This is a genomic window from Variovorax sp. Root473 (assembly GCF_001426505.1).
GTDB lineage: Bacteria > Pseudomonadota > Gammaproteobacteria > Burkholderiales > Burkholderiaceae_C > Variovorax.
In genome coordinates this window covers 1,567,577-1,583,669 of sequence record NZ_LMEV01000017.1, presented here as the reverse complement: position 1 = coordinate 1,583,669, position 16,093 = coordinate 1,567,577, and the positions used below count along the sequence as shown (strand labels likewise).

The 16,093-nt window shown below is 67.6% G+C and carries 17 protein-coding genes and 1 pseudogene; 3 read left to right on the top strand and 15 right to left on the bottom strand.

The features are described 5' to 3' along the window. Positions 1-63 precede the first annotated feature (63 nt). From ASD34_RS20795 to lexA, 9 genes are all read right to left on the bottom strand, one after another. On the bottom strand, positions 64-1,341 hold the full coding sequence (locus ASD34_RS20795; RefSeq protein ID WP_056581256.1) for an acyl-CoA dehydrogenase family protein: 1,278 nt from the start codon (positions 1,339-1,341) through the stop codon (positions 64-66). Between the two features lie 35 nt (positions 1,342-1,376). Continuing rightward, positions 1,377-2,483: a phosphotransferase gene (locus tag ASD34_RS20790; RefSeq protein WP_056581253.1), complete on the bottom strand. Its 1,107-nt coding sequence runs from the start codon at positions 2,481-2,483 to the stop codon at positions 1,377-1,379. A gap of 10 nt (positions 2,484-2,493) precedes the next feature. After that, positions 2,494-3,213: a Crp/Fnr family transcriptional regulator gene (locus tag ASD34_RS20785; RefSeq protein ID WP_056581250.1), complete on the bottom strand. Its 720-nt coding sequence runs from the start codon at positions 3,211-3,213 to the stop codon at positions 2,494-2,496. Positions 3,214-3,273: 60 nt separating this feature from the next. Further along, positions 3,274-4,053 carry an oxepin-CoA hydrolase, alternative type gene (locus ASD34_RS20780; protein WP_056581247.1) on the bottom strand — a complete coding sequence of 260 codons (780 nt, stop codon included), beginning with the start codon at positions 4,051-4,053 and terminating at the stop codon, positions 3,274-3,276. Positions 4,054-4,084: 31 nt separating this feature from the next. Next, positions 4,085-5,605 (bottom strand): 3-hydroxyacyl-CoA dehydrogenase, encoded by a 1,521-nt coding sequence (locus ASD34_RS20775; protein WP_056581244.1) that lies wholly within the window; start codon positions 5,603-5,605, stop codon positions 4,085-4,087. A 133-nt stretch (positions 5,606-5,738) separates the two neighbouring features. After that, positions 5,739-6,899 (bottom strand): MFS transporter, encoded by a 1,161-nt coding sequence (locus tag ASD34_RS20770; RefSeq protein ID WP_056581242.1) that lies wholly within the window; start codon positions 6,897-6,899, stop codon positions 5,739-5,741. Positions 6,900-6,903: 4 nt separating this feature from the next. Beyond that, positions 6,904-7,911 carry a D-2-hydroxyacid dehydrogenase family protein gene (locus ASD34_RS20765; protein WP_056581239.1) on the bottom strand — a complete coding sequence of 336 codons (1,008 nt, stop codon included), beginning with the start codon at positions 7,909-7,911 and terminating at the stop codon, positions 6,904-6,906. Between the two features lie 158 nt (positions 7,912-8,069). Next, positions 8,070-8,453: a hypothetical protein gene (locus ASD34_RS20760; protein ID WP_056581236.1), complete on the bottom strand. Its 384-nt coding sequence runs from the start codon at positions 8,451-8,453 to the stop codon at positions 8,070-8,072. A 143-nt stretch (positions 8,454-8,596) separates the two neighbouring features. After that, positions 8,597-9,280, bottom strand: a complete 684-nt coding sequence (lexA, locus tag ASD34_RS20755; RefSeq protein WP_056581233.1) for a transcriptional repressor LexA — start codon at positions 9,278-9,280, stop codon at positions 8,597-8,599. A 72-nt stretch (positions 9,281-9,352) separates the two neighbouring features. Between lexA and ASD34_RS20750 the strand changes: the two genes are divergently transcribed. Next, on the top strand, positions 9,353-10,339 hold the full coding sequence (locus tag ASD34_RS20750; protein ID WP_056581229.1) for an asparaginase: 987 nt from the start codon (positions 9,353-9,355) through the stop codon (positions 10,337-10,339). A gap of 16 nt (positions 10,340-10,355) precedes the next feature. Here ASD34_RS20750 and adk read toward each other — a convergent pair whose 3' ends face one another. From adk to ASD34_RS20720, 6 genes are all read right to left on the bottom strand, one after another. After that, positions 10,356-11,012, bottom strand: a complete 657-nt coding sequence (gene adk, locus ASD34_RS20745; RefSeq protein ID WP_056581227.1) for an adenylate kinase — start codon at positions 11,010-11,012, stop codon at positions 10,356-10,358. Positions 11,013-11,147: 135 nt separating this feature from the next. Beyond that, positions 11,148-11,921 carry a 3-deoxy-manno-octulosonate cytidylyltransferase gene (kdsB, locus tag ASD34_RS20740; protein WP_056581224.1) on the bottom strand — a complete coding sequence of 258 codons (774 nt, stop codon included), beginning with the start codon at positions 11,919-11,921 and terminating at the stop codon, positions 11,148-11,150. After that, a complete protein-coding gene (locus tag ASD34_RS20735) occupies positions 11,918-12,100 on the bottom strand; it encodes a Trm112 family protein (protein WP_013541700.1) in 183 nt (60 codons plus the stop codon). The genes kdsB and ASD34_RS20735 overlap by 4 nt, the downstream gene beginning before the upstream one ends. After that, on the bottom strand, positions 12,081-13,076 hold the full coding sequence (lpxK, locus tag ASD34_RS20730) for a tetraacyldisaccharide 4'-kinase (protein WP_056581222.1): 996 nt from the start codon (positions 13,074-13,076) through the stop codon (positions 12,081-12,083). The genes ASD34_RS20735 and lpxK overlap by 20 nt, the downstream gene beginning before the upstream one ends. Further along, positions 13,077-13,502, bottom strand: a complete 426-nt coding sequence (locus ASD34_RS20725) for an ExbD/TolR family protein (RefSeq protein WP_056581218.1) — start codon at positions 13,500-13,502, stop codon at positions 13,077-13,079. It abuts the gene before it with no gap. A gap of 14 nt (positions 13,503-13,516) precedes the next feature. Next, positions 13,517-14,149 (bottom strand): MotA/TolQ/ExbB proton channel family protein, encoded by a 633-nt coding sequence (locus ASD34_RS20720; RefSeq protein ID WP_056581215.1) that lies wholly within the window; start codon positions 14,147-14,149, stop codon positions 13,517-13,519. A 313-nt stretch (positions 14,150-14,462) separates the two neighbouring features. Between ASD34_RS20720 and xseA the strand changes: the two genes are divergently transcribed. Together xseA and ASD34_RS28350 are read left to right on the top strand one after the other, a co-directional pair. Continuing rightward, on the top strand, positions 14,463-15,791 hold the full coding sequence (xseA, locus tag ASD34_RS20715; RefSeq protein ID WP_056581212.1) for an exodeoxyribonuclease VII large subunit: 1,329 nt from the start codon (positions 14,463-14,465) through the stop codon (positions 15,789-15,791). Between the two features lie 38 nt (positions 15,792-15,829). Continuing rightward, a pseudogene (locus ASD34_RS28350) lies at positions 15,830-16,093 on the top strand (superoxide dismutase [Fe]); the annotation flags it as partial.

Below are 16,093 nucleotides of genomic sequence, written 5' to 3'. Positions count from 1 at the left end.
GTGGGCGGCATGGCTGGAACAGAAAGAAAGGGTGCGGCGATCGCGCCCTTACTTTTTTCCGGATCAGAAGCGCGTGACAGGCGCGTCGGCGGTGACGCCCGACTTGTCGGCGGCGTACTTGCCCAGCTCCCACTTGGCGATCGCGTTGCGGTGCACTTCGTCCGGACCGTCGGCAAAGCGCAGCGTGCGCGCCTGCGCATAGGCCGAGGCCAGCGGGAAGTCGTCGCACATGCCGCCGCCGCCGTGGACCTGCATGGCCCAGTCGATGACCTGGCAGGCCATGGTGGGCGCCACGACCTTGATCATGGCGATCTCGGTGCGCGCGACCTTGTTGCCGGCCACGTCCATCAGCCAGGCGGCCTTCAGTGTGAGCAGGCGGGCCATGTCGATCTTGCAGCGCGCTTCGGCGATGCGTTCCTGGGTGACGGTCTGCGAGGCGACGGTCTTGCCGAAGGCCACGCGCGACGAGGCACGCTTGCACATCAGCTCGAGCGCGCGCTCGGCCAGGCCGATCAGGCGCATGCAGTGGTGGATGCGTCCGGGACCCAGGCGGCCCTGGGCGATCTCGAAGCCACGGCCTTCGCCCAGCAGGATGTTGCCGACGGGCACGCGCACGTTTTCGAAGTACATCTCGACGTGGCCGTGCGGCGCATCGTCGTAGCCCATGACATTGAGCGGACGCACGATGCGGATGCCCTTCGTGTCGGCCGGCACGATGACCATGCTCTGCTGCGAGTGCCTGGGCGCCTCGGGGTCGGTCTTGCCCATGGTGACGAACACGGCGCAGCGCGGGTCGGCGGCACCGGAGATCCACCACTTGTGGCCGTTGATGACGTACTCGTCGCCCTGGCGCTCGATGCGCGTGGCGATGTTGGTGGCATCGCTGGAGGCAACGTCGGGTTCGGTCATGGCGAAGGCCGAGCGGATCTGGCCTTCGAGCAGCGGCTTGAGCCAGCGCGCCTTGATTTCTTCCGAGCCGTAGCGGGCGATGGTTTCCATGTTGCCCGTGTCCGGCGCGGAGCAGTTGAAGGCTTCCGATGCCCATGGCACCCGGCCCATGATCTCGGCCAGCGGGGCGTATTCCTGGTTGGTAAGGCCCGCACCCTCATAGCCCGAGGCCGAGGCGCTGTCGACCGGCAGGAACAGGTTCCACAGGCCCTGGGCCTTGGCCTTGGCCTTGAGCTTCTCGACGGTCTGCAGGGCGCTCCAGCGCTTGCCGGCGACCGTGTTGGCGGCCAGTTCGGCGGTGTACTCGGCTTCGGCCGGGTAGATGTGGTCTTCCATGAAGGCGAGAACGCGCTTCTGAAGCTCCTTGGTTTTGGCCGAATATTCGAAATCCATGCTGTCTCCTGGTGGGGTTAAGGGGGGAGGGCTGGCTATGCCTTTTGGGCAAATTGCCAGGCCATCTCGGCCATCGGCCGCGCGCCGCGTGCGGACGCCACGGCTTGCTCGCTCGATGCGGTACCGGCTTCGACCCGTTTCGCAATGCCCTGCAGGATGGCAGCCATGCGGAACAGGTTGTAGGCCTGATAGAAGTTCCAGTCGGGCGCCAGCGCCTCGGGCGTGCTGATGCGCGTGCGCTCGCAGTAGCGGCGGATGTATTCGCTCTCGGTGGGAATGCCCAGTGCCGCCACGTCCACGCCGCCGATGCCGCGGCCGGTGGTGGGAGGCATGTGCCACGACATGCAGTGGTAGCTGAAGTCGGCCAGCGGATGGCCCAGCGTGGAGAGCTCCCAGTCGAGCACCGCGATGATCCGCGGCTCGGTGGCATGGAACATCACGTTGTCCAGGCGGTAGTCGCCATGCACGATCGAGACCTTGGTTTCGTCGCGTGCGCTCGCCGGCATGTGGGCGGGGAGCCAGTCGATGAGGCGCTCCATGGCCTCGATGGGCTGCGACAGTTCGCCGGCGCCATCGGCCGAGGCTTTGTACTGCTTGCTCCAGCGGCCGATCTGGCGCTCGAAGTAGTTGCCGGGCTTGCCGTAGTCGCCCAGGCCGCGCGCGGCGAAGTCGACTGTGTGCAGCGCCGCAATGACGCGGTTCATTTCGTCGTAGTAGGCGGCGCGTTCGGCGTTGCTGAAGCCGGGCAGCGACTGGTCCCACAGCACGCGGCCCTGCATGAACTCCATGATGTAGAAGGCGCGACCGATGATGGCTTCGTCTTCGCACAGGCAGTACATGCGCGGCACGGGCACGTCGGTGCCCTGCAGGCCGCGCATCACCTTGTATTCGCGCTCGACCGCATGGGCCGAGGGCAGCAGCTTGGCGACCGGGCCGGGCTTGGCGCGCATCACGTAGCTCTGCGTGGGCGTGACGAGCTTGTAGGTCGGGTTGGACTGGCCGCCCTTGAACATCTCGACCGTCAACGGACCCTGGAAGCCCTCGAGGTTCTTTTCGAGCCAGGCCGCGAGTGCGTCCGCGTCGAAGGTGTGCTGTTGGGACACCGCGCGGGTGCCAATGAAACTGGAGAAGTCCTGGCTCATGTCGATTCTTTTAGTTGTCTGCTACGGAGATTTGCATCAGCGCCGAGCGGTCCAGCACGACCAGTCCGGCCGGCTCGATCCGGATGGTGCCTTCGCGCTCCATCGTCTTGAGTTCCTGGTTGACCCGCTGGCGCGAGGCACCGAGCAGCTGCGCGAGCTCTTCCTGCGCCAGTTGCAGGCCGATGCGCGTCTGGCTGCCGTCGTCCAGGCTGGGCACGCCGTAGCTGCGCACCAGGTGGATGAGCTGCTTGGCCAGGCGTGCGCGCAAGGGCAGGGTGTTGAGGTCTTCCACCAGCCCGAACAGCGTGCGGATGCGGCGCGCCTGCAGCCGCATCAGCGCCTCGTACAGCTCGACGTGCGTGGCCAGGATCTTCTGGAAGTCGGCCCGCGCCACGCACAGCACGGTGGTGTCGCCGTGCGAGTACGTGTCGTGCGTGCGGCGTTCCCCGTCGAACATCGCCACGTCGCCGAACCAGATGCCCGGCTCGACGTAGGTCAGCGTCACCTGCTTGCCCGACACCGCGGTCGAGCTCACGCGCAACGCCCCCTTGGCACAGGCGATCCAGTGCTCGGGCGGGTCGCCGCGCGCAGCGAGCAGGTCGCCGTCCTTGTAGCGTTTGACAAAGGCGCATCGGAGGATGTCGTGCCGTAGTGATGGAGATAGGGAAGAAAACCAGCGACCACTGTTGATCGCTTCACGTTCTTCGATGGTAAGAATGGGGTCGTCCATGGTCTGTCCTCTCGGCGACTGAAAAGCTGTGGGGTGTCTCGGGAGCGACGCCGTCAGGCGTCACTCGTAGCGTGGCGATGTCTTGTCGAGGAACGCGGCAATGCCGATGCCCGCGTTCGCGTGGTGCAGGTTGCGCACGAAATGATCGCGCTCCTGCGACAGCTGCAAGGCCAGCGTGGCGCTGCGCGCGTCGCTCAGCAGCTCCTTGATGCTGGCCAGCGAATTGGGCGCGCGCGCATTCAGGCGCGTGGCCAGGGCCATCGCGCCGGACAGCGCCTGACCGCTGTCGGTGAGTTCGTTGACGAGGCCGAAGGCGTGCAGGCGCGCTGCCTCGATGCGCTCTCCGTTCATGAGCCATTCGCTTGCCAGCTGGCGCGGCAGCGCCTGCCCGAGGTGCCAGCTGAGGCCGCCGTCGGGCGAGAGCGCCACGTTGCTGTACGAGGCCGCGAACACGGCGTCGCGCGCGGCCACGACGAAGTCGCAGGCCAGCGCGAGCGAGAAGCCGGCGCCGGCCGCCGCGCCCTCGACGGCTGCAATCACCGGCTTGGGGAAGGTGCGGATCGAGTCGATCCAGTTGTGCAGGCCCTCGATGCTCTCGGCCTGCACCGAGCGGTCGAGCTGCCGGTTGGCCTGCAGCCGCTGCAGCGAGCCACCGGCGCAGAACCAGGCGCCTTCGCCCACGATGACGACGCTGCGGATCTCGTCGCTGCTCTCGGCGCCGTTCAGCGCCTCGATGCCGGCGGCGTAGATCTCGGGGCCCAGCGCATTGCGCTGGGTCGGGTTGACGATGGTCAGCACCATGGTGCTGCCTTCGCTGGTGCTCTTGAGTTCGGCGGTCATGGCGTGTGTGCCTGTTCGGTTGTCTGTGTGTTTATTCTTCTTCGTGCAGCAGGCTCAGGCCCAGTGCACCGCGGCGGCGCAGCCACGGGCTCGGGCGATAGCGCGGATCGCCATACACGGTCTGCAGGTTGAACAGCACTTCGAGCATGTTGGTCGGCCCGTAGAGGTTGCCCATGGCGAGCGGGCCGCGCGGGTAGCCCAGGCCCAGCTGCACCGCGGTCTCCAGGTCGGCCGGCGTGCACACGCGCTGCTGGCACATGTCGGCGGCGATGTTGACGATGGCGCCGACCACGCGCTGCGTGACGAAGCCGCCGCTGTCGCGGATCACGCTCACGGCCTTGCCGTCGCGAGCGAAGAGGGCGTGGGCGGCGTCGCGCACGTCGCGGCGCGTGGCCGGGTTGGTGGCCAGCACACGGCGCTTGGTGGCGGCGTCGTCGATCAGCATGTCGATGCCGACCGTGCGCGTGGCGTCCAGCCGTTCGACGGCCGCGACCGTCGTCACGTCGAAGCCCAGCGGCGCGACCAGGATGATCGACTGCGGTGCGGGGGCGCTGCCGCTGTCGATCTGCGCACCCAGCGTGTTCACCAGGCGCAGCAGCTCAGCCCGGCGCGCAGCGCGCGGCGACACCCAGACCGCGGGCGTGCCCTCGACCACGGGCGCCGGCGTTTCGGGCGTCTGCTGCATCACGCCGTTGTCGTAGCGGTAGAAACCTTCGCCGGTCTTGCGGCCCAGCGCGCCGGCGGCCAGGCGCTGCGCGGTGATCACGCTCGGGCGGAAGCGCGGCTCTTCGAAGTACTGGTGGTAGATCGACTCCATCACCGGGTGCGACACGTCGAGTGCCGTCAGGTCCAGCAGCTCGAACGGGCCGAGGCGAAAGCCGGCCTGGTCCTTCAGGATGCGGTCGATGGTCGCGAAGTCGGCCACGCCTTCGCCCACGATGCGCAGCGCCTCGGTGCCGTAGCCGCGGCCCGCGTGGTTGACGATGAAGCCGGGCGTGTCCTGCGCCTGCACGGCACTGTGGCCCATCTGCGCGGCATAGCCCGCCAGCTGCCGGCAGACCTCGGGCGAGGTCTTGAAACCGGCTACCACCTCGACCACCTTCATCAGCGGCACGGGGTTGAAGAAGTGAAAGCCCGCAAAGCGCGCGGGATGCTGCAGGCCGGCTGCAATGGCCGTCACCGACAGCGACGAGGTGTTGGTGACCAGTGTCGCGGTGGGCGCGACCACGTCTTCGAGCTCGCGGAACAGCGTGCGCTTGACCTCGAGGTTCTCGACCACGGCCTCGACCACGAGGTCGCAGCCCGCGAGCGCCTGCATGGCGTCGACCGCCTTCACACGGGCGACATACGCGTCGCGCGTGGGGGCGTCGATCTTGCCCTTCTCGTGCAGCTTGTTCCATTGGGCGGCGAGGGCTTCGCGGCCGCGTTCGGCGGCGCCCGCAAAGCTGTCGAGCAGCAGCACTTCGCTGCCGGCCTGGGCGGCGATCTGCGCGATGCCGCGCCCCATGGCGCCGGCGCCGATCACGCCGATTCGGGGGTAGTTCACTGTCATGGGATCAAGGTTCTCATGGGTTGGTGGGTGTCCGGGCGGCCGTGCCGGCGCGGGTGCGCGACACGGACGAAAGCTCCGATTTTGCAATCTCGCGGGAGGCCCGCGCCCCGGGGTGTTACGCGGGGCATCGGAATCAGGCCGGGCGGCGGCTGCGGTCGATGGCGATGCTCAGGCCCATGGCCAGCAGCATCAGCGCGAAACCGACCCGACTCATCCACTCGGTGGCGTCGTTCGCCAGCAGCCAGCCGCCGAGCGCCGCGCCCAGGGCCTGGCCGATGTAGATGCCCGAGCTGTTGAGCGCCACCGAGCCCGGCGCCAGGGCAGGCGCCAGCCCCACCAGCCGCGCCTGCTGCGAGGAATTGGTGGCAAAGCAGCCCAGGCCCCAGGGCACGAGCACCACCGCGAGCCACGCCAGCGTGCTGGCCAGCGGCCACAGCAGCAGGCTCAGCGCGATCAGCCCAGTCGTGAGCAGCACCATGCGTCCGGCACCGACGCGGTCGATGTAGCGGCTCACGACCATGTTGCCCAGCAGCCCGAAGGCGCCGAACAGTGCCCACATCAGGCTCAGCGTGTTGGCGTCGGCGCCGAAGCCTTGCTTGAGCAGCGGACCGAAGTAGCTGAACAGCACGAACTGGCCGACGCCCTGCAGTGCCGTGACCGACACGATGCCCATCAGCACCGGGCTGCGCAGCACGCGTGACCAGGCGGCGGCCGTGAGCGCGGCGGGACGGATGCCGTTGGGCAGCGTAAGCCAGACCGAAGCGGCGCTCACGACGCTGAGCGCCGCGATGACCATGAAGGCCATGCGCCAGCCCAGGTGGCCGCCGATCAGCGCGCCGATCGGCAGGCCCAGCACCGAGGCCACCGACCAGCCGAGGAAGACGAAGGTCACGGCGCGCCCGCGCTGCTCGGGCGGCACCAGCATGCCGGCACAGGCCGCAGCTTGTGGCGTGAAGATGGCGGGAGCGATCACCGTGAGCATGCGCACCGGCAGCAGCGCGCCGAAGCTGGGCATGAGCGCCGCAACCACGTGCCACGCCGCGTACCAGAGCAGGGTGAGCGCCAGCAGCTTGCGGCGGTCCCAGCCTGCGACCGCGGCGGCCAGCAGCGGGGCGCCCAGGCACATCACGAAAGCGGCTGCAGTGATCAGCTGGCCCGCCGTGGCGACCTTGATCGCCAGCGAGACGCTGATCTCATTGAGCGTGCCGGGCACGACCATCACGCCCGTGCCGATCACAAAATTGCCGGCCAGCAGCGCCCAGAGCGCGCCTCGCTGCGGCGCGGGCCGGCTCATGCGCTCACCGCCGGACCTGCAGCGCGCCGGGGTTCACGATGTTCGTGGGGTTGCCCTTGATGAAGCTCACGACGTTGTCGAACGCCTGGCCGAAGTAGCTCTCGTAGCTTTCCTGCTCGACATAGCCGATGTGCGGCGTGCAGATGCAGTTCTCGAGACGCAGCAGCGCATGGCCCTGCAGCGGCGGCTCGCTCTCGAACACGTCGATGGCGGCGAGCCCGGGGCGCCCGCGGTTGAGCGCGGCCAGCAGGGCATCGGCCTCCACCAGCTCGGCGCGCGAGGTGTTGACGAACAGCGCCGTTGGCTTCATGCGGGAGAGGTCTTCGAGCTTGACGAGGCCCTGGGTTTCCTCGTTGAGCCGCAAGTGCACCGACAGAACGTCAGCCGCAGCAAAGAATTCGTGGCGGTTCTGCGCCACCTGGAAGCCGTCGGAGCGCGCCTTGGCGCAGCTGGCCTCGCGGCCCCAGATCACAACCTGCATGCCGAAGGCCTGTCCGTAGCGCGCCACCAACTGGCCAATGCGCCCGTAACCCCAGATGCACAGCGTCTTGCCTTTGAGCACCGAACCCACGCCGAAATTCGGCGGCATCGATGCCGACTTGAGGCCCGACTGCTGCCAGGCCCCGTGCTTGAGGTTGCTGATGTACTGCGGCAGGCGGCGCATGGCCGCCATGATCAGCGCCCAGGTGAGTTCGGCGGGCGCTTGCGGGGAGCCCGAGCCTTCGGCCACCGCCACACCGCGTTCGGTGCAGGCCGCGACGTCGATGTGGCCGCCGACGCGGCCGGTTTGGGAAATCAGCTTGAGCTTGGGCAGCTTCTCAATCAGTTGGCGGGAGATCTGGCTGCGCTCGCGGATGAGCACGATGACGTCCGCATCTTTCAGGCGAACCGACAGTTGACCGATGCCCTTGACCGTGTTGGTGTAGACCTTGGCGGCGTACGCGTCCAGCTTGGCAGCGCACTGCAGCTTGCGCACGGCGTCCTGGTAATCGTCGAGGATCACAATGTTCATGGCATGCCATTGTGCCTCGCAGCATTGGCAGGTCGCACGTGTGAACGTTTGGATACCCCGCACCAGATGGCACTTTGAGGGCCTGTTCCAGACCATTGTGTGTGAATCCACCGTGCGCCTGCGAGGCGCGCAGGCACGGCAGGCTCGCTCGCACCTTCTCAGTGCAGGTGGCTGGGGCGGGGCGTGCCGCTCCCGCTTTCAGCGGCTTCCAGCGCGGCGAGCCGGTCGAGCTCGGCGCACACGTCGGCCATGCGGCCGGAGATCACGACCCGGTTGGCGCAGCCGCGCTGCGTGCCTTGCCGGTCGACCACGCGGACCACACGCAGCGGACGGGCAGGCGTTGCGGCCGCAGATGGCGACGTTGCCGGTGTGGGGCTTCCTGCGGCGCGCGCCGTGCAGGCCGGGCGCACAGCCACGTAGCGCAGGCCGGCTGCAGCGTCGCTGCTGTCACCGCGCGGCGAGCGGCGGACGGGCATCCAGCGGATGGCCAACGATTGCAGGGGCGACCAGAAGTCGGCGATGGCGAGGAGGGCGATTCCCATGTGAACTCCAAAAAAGTATGAGGTTGAACACAGGCAGGATTTCTTGAATCGGCCGCAACAGGGTGATGGCAACTTCGCGCCATACGCCCGCCACCTGTCGCGGCCGGATGAGGTGCTTGCTGCTGACGCAGCAGGCCTGAGGCTTACATCAGCATGGTGTTGCGGATGAGGCCGACCGCAAGGCCTTCGATTTCGAAGGGCTCGCCGGGCTGGACGATGATGGTCGGATAGTCGGGGTTCTCGGCGTGCAGCTCAATCACCTGCTTGTTGCGCTTCAGGCGCTTCACGGTGACTTCTTCACCAAGGCGCGCCACCACGATCTGGCCGTTGCGCGCTTCCTTGGTGGCCTGCACGGCGAGCAGGTCGCCGTCCATGATGCCGGCGTCGCGCATCGACATGCCTCGCACCTTGAGCAGGTAGTCGGGCTGGCGCTGGAACAGCGTGTTCTCGACGTAGTAGGTCTGGTCGACGTGCTCTTGCGCGAGGATGGGCGAACCCGCCGCCACACGGCCGATGAGCGGCAGCGCGAGCTGGGCCATGCCGGGCAGCGAGAGCGAGAACTGGTTGCCTTCGCGATGGCGCGTTTCGTGGAGCGAACGCAGCGCATCGCCCTTGAGGCGGATGCCGCGCGACGTGCCGCTGACGAGTTCGATGACGCCCTTGCGGGCCAGGGCCTGCAGGTGCTCTTCGGCGGCATTGGCCGACTTGAAGCCCAGCTCGTTGGCGATTTCGGCGCGCGTGGGCGGCGCACCGGTGCGTGCGATGGCGGCCTGGATCAGGTCCAGGATCTGCTGCTGGCGGGCGGTAAGCTTCACTGCGAACTGCATAGTGTTTCCTTGCGGCACTGGCTAGATATCCAGTACCTGTATTTTTAACCAGTTTTCAAAAGTTGACAAGCCATGACTCATTCCTCTTTGTCCCAGACGCGCCGCGTGGTGGTGCTGGGCACCGGTGGCACCATTGCCGGCAAGGCCGCCAGCAGCGGCGACAACATCGGTTACACGGCGGGGCAGGTGAGCGTGGCGGACCTGCTGGGCGGCATCGAGGCACCGTCCGGCGTGACGCTGGTGGCGGAGCAGGTCGCGCAGCTCGACAGCAAGGACATGGATGCCGACACCTGGCACCAACTGGCCACGCGCTGCACCCACTGGCTGGCCCAGCCCGACGTCGCGGGCGTCGTGGTCACGCACGGCACCGACACGCTGGAGGAAACGGCCTTCTTCCTGCATGCGGTGCTGGCGCCCGCCAAGCCGGTGGTGCTGACGTGCGCGATGCGTCCGGCGACGGCGCTGTCGCCCGATGGTCCGCAGAACGTGCGCGACGCGCTCGTAGTGGCTTCGACGCCAGGCGCGCAGGGTGTGTCGGTGGTCTGCGCGGGCACGATCCACGGCGGCCTTGATGTGCAGAAGGTGCACACGTATCGCCTCGATGCCTTCGCGTCGGGCGACGCGGGGCCGATCGGCTATGTGGAAGAGGGTGAGGTGCGGCGCGTGCGCGCGTGGCCGCAGGGAGCGCCGATGGATGCGGCACGGCTGGAGGCGGTGTCGAAGCCGTGGCCTCGCGTCGAGATCGTCATGAGCCACGCGGGCGCGAGCGGCGCGATCGTCGAAGCGTTGCTGCTTCCATTGGCTGAACCCTTGCGTGGGCTGGTCGTGGCCGCAACCGGCAACGGCACCGTGCACCACGCATTAGAAGCCGCAGCGCTCAAGGCGCAAGGCGCCGGCGTGGCGGTGCTGCGCGCCACGCGTTGCACGAACGGACGCATCCTGCCAAAACCCGGTGACCCGCTGCGGGACGCGGGCGCACTCACGCCGGTGAAGGCGCGGGTCGCGCTGGTGCTGGAACTCTTGGGAGTGACCGCCCTGCCGGAGTCGGAGGGCGGCTAAGAGAGACGCTGGCGGATCAGCTGTTCAGTGCGGCGAGCGCACGTTGCGTGATCTCGTCGACCGTGCCCACGCCCTGGATGGCGCGGTACTTCGGCGCGGCGGCCGGATCGGCCTTGGCCCAGGCCGAGTAATAGTCGACCAGCGGACGGGTTTGCTGGCTGTAGACGTCGAGCCGCTTGCGCACCGTCTCTTCCTTGTCGTCTTCGCGCTGGATCAGCTCTTCGCCGGTCACGTCGTCCTTGCCTTCCACCTTCGGCGGATTGAACTTGACGTGGTAGGTGCGGCCCGATGCCGGGTGCGACCGGCGGCCGCTCATGCGTTCGATGATGTCGCCGAAGGGCACGTCGATCTCGAGCACGTAGTCAAGCTTCACGCCGGCTGCCTTCATGGCGTCGGCCTGGGGAATGGTGCGCGGGAAGCCGTCGAACAGGAAACCGCCGTTGCAGTCGGGCTGCGCGATGCGTTCCTTCACGAGATTGATGATCAGGTCGTCGCTGACCAGCGCGCCCGAATCCATGATCGTCTTGGCCTGCAACCCGAGGGGGGTGCCTGCCTTGACGGCGGCGCGCAACATGTCGCCTGTAGAGATTTGGGGGATGCCGTATTTCTGGCAGATGAAGGTCGCTTGCGTGCCTTTGCCTGCTCCGGGCGCGCCCAGCAAAATAAGTCTCATGGTGTCCTCGGAAGGTTCTTAGATTTTGTGTCGCGCCCCATGCGCGCCCTCAGGCGCGCCGAGGCGGAATTGCATCGAGGATAGCATGCGTCCCCGTGACAAATTGCCGCCGTCTCCCTCGGGGCGGCCTGCAGCTCACGCGGGCGAGCCGGCCGCAAAGACGGCACGCACGCGCGCCAGGTCTTCGGGCGTGTCGATCCCGGGACCCGGTGCCACATCGCTCACATGCACCGCGATGCGGTGTCCGTGCCACAGCGCGCGCAACTGTTCGAGCGCCTCGGTGGCTTCGACAGGGGCGGGTGACAGCAATGGAAATTGCCGCACGAAGCCTGCGCGATAGGCGTAGATGCCGATGTGGCGCAGCGGTGCGGAGTTGGGCAGCACCGACGGCGCCGCACCACCCGACGAGCCGTCGCGCCACCAGGGGATCGGCGCGCGGCTGAAGTACAGCGCATGGCCCTGGGCGTCGAGCACGGCCTTCACCACGTTCGGATTCATGAAGTCGGCCAGCGAGTCGATCGCGTGGACGGCGGTGCTCATCGCGGCTTGCGGGCGCGCGGCCAGCGTGGCGGCGACGGCGTCGATCAGCGCGGGGTCGATCAGCGGCTCGTCGCCCTGCACGTTGACGACGATCGCGTCACCGTCGAGACCGAGCTGTTCGCAGGCTTCGGCCAGCCGGTCGGTGCCGCTGGGGTGGTCCTGTCGGGTGAGCAGGGCCTCGATGCCGTGCGCCTTGCAGGCGTCGATGATGGAAGCGTCATCGCCGGCCACCACCACGCGAAGGGCGCCGGACTGGCGAGCACGTTGCGCCACGCGCACGACCATCGGCAGGCCGGCAATGTCGGCCAGCGGTTTGTTGGGAAGTCGCGTCGAAGCCAGCCGGGCTGGCACCAGAACGGTGAAGCTCACAGGCCCAGCTCTTCGTCGGACAGCGTGCGGGCCTCGTTTTCTAGCAGCACCGGGATGCCGTCGCGGACCGGATAGGCAAGGCGCGCGCTGCGCGAGCAGAGTTCCTGCTTTTCGGCATTCCAGGTCAGCGGGCCCTTGGTGACGGGGCAGACGAGCAGTTCAAGCAGCTTGGTATCCATCGAGCGATGATAGCTTTGCGTCGAGGGCGGCGAAGAACGCCGGCGAGGGTTCGAAGTGCAGCGGCACGGCGAGCGCGTCGGGCGCATGCTGCCAGAGCTTGACGGCGTCTTTTTCCGTACAGATTAGGGGCAGGGCGGGACCGGCCGGACGTTGCCAGCCGGTGAAGTCGTGGTGATCGGGCAGTGCGAAGGTGTCCGCGAGCGTCAGGCCGCGTGCACGCAGCATCGTGAAGAAGGCCTCCGGCCGCGCGATGGCGGCGAGCGCGATCACGGGCTGGCCGGCGAGCGTCTCGAGCGGGATGCGTCGGCCATCCTTCGCGAGGGCGTACGGCGCCAGCTCGCGGATGGCGGTGTAGCCGCCAGTGAAAGCGGGCCGTTCGCCGCTGTGCAACAGCAGGTCGCAGGGGCGCGGCCAGGGTTCGCGCAGGGGGCCGGCGGGCAGCAGCCAGCCGTTGCCGACACCGCGATCGTCGAACACGCAGATCTCGATGTCGCGCGCCAGCGCCAGATGCTGCAGGCCGTCGTCGCTGACGATGACCTGCGTGGCCGGATGCCGTTCGAGCAGAGCGCGCGCGGCCTCGATGCGCTGCCGGGCCACGAAGACCGGCGCGCCAGTCGCATGGTGGATCAGCGCGGGCTCGTCGCCAACGTCCTGCGGATCGCAGTCGGCCTGGACTTCACGGCAGTCATCAGTGCGCCGGCCGTAGCCGCGCGACACCACACCCACCCGCAGGCCACGCGCCTGAAGGTGGCGCACGACCGCCATCACGACCGGTGTCTTGCCGGCCCCGCCCGCGACCACATTGCCGACCACAATCACGGGAACCGGCACGCGTCCGGTCTTCTGCCATCCCCAGCGATAGAAGGCGCGTCGCAGCGCGAAAAGGGCGCCGTAGATCAGCGACAGTGGCCACAACAGGCAGGCCAGCGCACCGCGGCACAGCCAGGCATCCTGCAGCCGCGCGCCAGTCGACACTCAGTGACCGCCCTGGGCCGTCGACTGGGCGGCGAAGGTGATCTGCATCAGGCCGGCGCGGCGCGCGGCCTCCATCACCGTCACCACGGCCTGGTGCGGGCTGGCGGCATCGGCGCTGATGATCACGACGCTGTCCTTGCCACCGGCGGCGGCGGCGCCGAGTGCAGCGGCCACGGTGTCGACGCTGCGGTCCGCCAGCGGCGACTTGTTGATCACGTAGCGGCCGTCGGCCGACACTGCCACGATCACCTCTTTCGGGTAGTCGCGCTGGGCGTCGACGTCCGCCGTCGGCAGCCGCAGCTGCATCTCGGTGAACTTGCTGTAGGTGGTCGACAGCATCAGGAAGATCAGCACGACCAGCAGCACGTCGATGAACGGGATCAGGTTGATCTCCGGTTCGTCGCGCGCGCCGTGGCGAAACTGCATGCGGCCCCGCGTGCTCATTTGCGCAGGGCGTTCAGGTGGCGGGCGAAGCGCTCGCCTGAGAGTTCGAGGTTCAGCAGGTACTCGTCGACGCGGCTGCGGAAGTAGCGCCAGAAGATCAGCGTCGGAATGGCCACGATCAGGCCGAAGGCCGTGTTGTAGAGCGCGATCGAGATGCCGTGCGCCAGCTGCGCCGGGTTGCCCGAGCCGACGGCACCGCTGCCAGGCGACTGCGAGCCGAAGATCTCGATCATGCCGATCACCGTGCCCAGCAGGCCGAGCAGCGGCGCGGCCGAGGCGATGGTGGCCAGCGCCGGCAGGTAGCGCTCCAGCTTGTGCGCCACGGTGCGGCCCGAGGCCTCCATGGCGGCGCGCAGGTCTTCTTCGGTGCAGCGAGGGTTGGCGTTCAGCGCGCGCAGGCCGGCGGCCAGCACCTGGCCGAGCATCGAGTTGCTTTCCAGTTTGGTCACGACATCGGGGCCGGGAACCGCGCCGCGTGACACGGTGATGGTCTCGTCCAGCAGCTTCGGCGGCAGGACCTTGGTGGTCTTCAGGCTGGTGAATCGTTCAATGACCAGCGCGAGTGCGATGACCGAACAGGCGAGCAATGGCCAGATTGGCCAGCCCGCGGCAACAATGATGGAAAACAAGAAAATCCTCCGGCCCGTAGACTGCAAATGCGCGGCGATTATCCACCGAGCCAACCATCGGCTCGCGGCTTGTTTGCATGTCGGCAAAGACGCACAGATTCTGTGGATAACTTTGTGATTAACCCGTGGCGCAATGTCTCCGAACCCGCATGGGACGGGCTTTTCGCTAGATCGATTGAATTTTGAGCAGCACTTTTTTTAATGAAATCAACAGCTTGCACGAGAACTCGTGCATCTGTTCCAGCATGCCCTTTCAAAGCAGGGAACACAGCACCCGTTGTGGAAGAGTGGCAATCGGCGGCGGAGCGGCACCATGAGCGTCAGGGAGCCGAATGCGGCGCTCGGGCCGCGTGTGTGGGCCGTGGGCGCGTTGTGCCGCGCGGTGGCCGATGCGCTCGACGCGCGCTTCAATCCAGTTTCGGTGCGTGGGGAAATCTCGGGGTTTTCGCGCGCATCGAGCGGTCACTGCTATTTCTCGCTCAAGGACGAATCCGGCCAGCTGCGCTGCGCGATGTTCCGCCGCGCGGCCGGCCTGCTCGACTTCACGCCGCGTGACGGTGATCAGGTCGAGGTGCGTGGCCGCCTGGCGGTGTACGAGCCGCGCGGCGACCTCCAGTTGGTGGCCGAAAGCCTGCGCCGCGCGGGGCAGGGCGCGCTGTTCGAGCAGTTCCTGCAGCGCAAGGCGCGCCTCGAAGCCGAGGGCCTGTTCGATCCGGCACGCAAGCGCGCGCTGCCGTCCATGCCGCGTGCCGTGGGCGTCGTCACCTCGCTGGGCGCCGCGGCACTGCACGACGTCGTGACCGCGCTGCGGCGGCGCGTGCCCCATATTCCCGTGGTGCTGGCCCCAGCGGCAGTGCAGGGCGCCAACGCGCCGGCTGAACTGGTGCGCGCCTTGCAGTCGCTCTACGCGCTGGCGCCGGCCGTCGACGTGATCCTGCTGGTGCGCGGGGGTGGCTCGATCGAGGACCTCTGGGCCTTCAACGACGAAACGCTGGCGCGCACCATCGTGCAGAGTCCCGTGCCGGTGATCAGCGGCGTGGGGCACGAAACCGATTTCACCATCGCCGACTTCTGCGCCGACCTGCGCGCGCCGACGCCGACGGCCGCCGCGGAACTCGTCAGCGCGCCGCGCGACCTGTGGCTCGGCGCGCTCGACCTGCTCGACGAACGGCTGGGCGACGCGCTCGGCGCACGCCTGGACGTACTGGGGCAGCGACTCGATCAAGCGGCGGGGCGTCTTGGCCGGCCGTCGAACCTGGTGGCTCGCCAGCAGATTCGCCTCGCCCACCATGCGCAGCGCCTGCACTTCGCGGTGCTGTCTCGACGGGAGCGCCTGACGCAGGTGCCGCGATCGATCGCGGCCGACTTCTCTTCGAAATTCGACCGTGCATTGGTGCAGCGGCGCGAACGCCTGGACCGCGTGGCGCTGCGCTTGCGGCTGCTCGATCCGGCGCTGGTGCTGCAGCGTGGCTACGCCTGGCTCACCGATGGCTCCGGCCGCGCGGTCATCAGTGCGAAAAAGCTTCATGCAGGCGATGCGGTCGTCGCGCGGCTCGCGGATGGCGAGGTCGACCTGACCGTGACGCATGGAGGGAACCACAACGGGAACACGTCCGACGCGTCTCCGAAAATTAGTTCCTAGAATCCTTCATTCCCCACAACCAACCCACGAGAAAAACCATGGAACATGTGCTCCCACCCCTGCCGTACGCCATCGACGCACTGGCGCCCGAGTATTCGCAGGAAACCCTCGAGTACCACCACGGCAAGCACCACAACGCCTACGTGGTGAACCTGAACAACCTGCAAAAGGGCACCGAGTTTGAAGCGATGACGCTCGAGGAGATCGTCAAGAAGTCCAGCGGCGGCATCTACAACAACGCCGCCCAGATCTGGAACCACACCTTCTTCTGGAACTGCATGAAGCCCCAAGGCGGCGGCGCA

Bases quoted from the DNA above. Each gene is read 5' to 3' on its own strand.
- ASD34_RS20750 (WP_056581229.1), top strand. From the start codon at position 9,353: ATGACTCATTCCTCTTTGTCCCAGACGCGCCGCGTGGTGGTGCTGGGC.
- lexA (WP_056581233.1), bottom strand. From the start codon at position 9,280: ATGCAGTTCGCAGTGAAGCTTACCGCCCGCCAGCAGCAGATCCTGGAC.
- ASD34_RS20725 (WP_056581218.1), bottom strand. From the start codon at position 13,502: ATGCAGTTTCGCCACGGCGCGCGCGACGAACCGGAGATCAACCTGATC.
- ASD34_RS20795 (WP_056581256.1), bottom strand. From the start codon at position 1,341: ATGGATTTCGAATATTCGGCCAAAACCAAGGAGCTTCAGAAGCGCGTT.
- ASD34_RS20770 (WP_056581242.1), bottom strand. From the start codon at position 6,899: ATGAGCCGGCCCGCGCCGCAGCGAGGCGCGCTCTGGGCGCTGCTGGCC.
- ASD34_RS20735 (WP_013541700.1), bottom strand. From the start codon at position 12,100: ATGGATACCAAGCTGCTTGAACTGCTCGTCTGCCCCGTCACCAAGGGC.
- xseA (WP_056581212.1), top strand. From the start codon at position 14,463: ATGAGCGTCAGGGAGCCGAATGCGGCGCTCGGGCCGCGTGTGTGGGCC.
- adk (WP_056581227.1), bottom strand. From the start codon at position 11,012: ATGAGACTTATTTTGCTGGGCGCGCCCGGAGCAGGCAAAGGCACGCAA.
- ASD34_RS20785 (WP_056581250.1), bottom strand. From the start codon at position 3,213: ATGGACGACCCCATTCTTACCATCGAAGAACGTGAAGCGATCAACAGT.
- ASD34_RS20760 (WP_056581236.1), bottom strand. From the start codon at position 8,453: ATGGGAATCGCCCTCCTCGCCATCGCCGACTTCTGGTCGCCCCTGCAA.
- ASD34_RS20775 (WP_056581244.1), bottom strand. From the start codon at position 5,605: ATGACAGTGAACTACCCCCGAATCGGCGTGATCGGCGCCGGCGCCATG.
- ASD34_RS20780 (WP_056581247.1), bottom strand. From the start codon at position 4,053: ATGACCGCCGAACTCAAGAGCACCAGCGAAGGCAGCACCATGGTGCTG.
- ASD34_RS20765 (WP_056581239.1), bottom strand. From the start codon at position 7,911: ATGAACATTGTGATCCTCGACGATTACCAGGACGCCGTGCGCAAGCTG.
- ASD34_RS20790 (WP_056581253.1), bottom strand. From the start codon at position 2,483: ATGAGCCAGGACTTCTCCAGTTTCATTGGCACCCGCGCGGTGTCCCAA.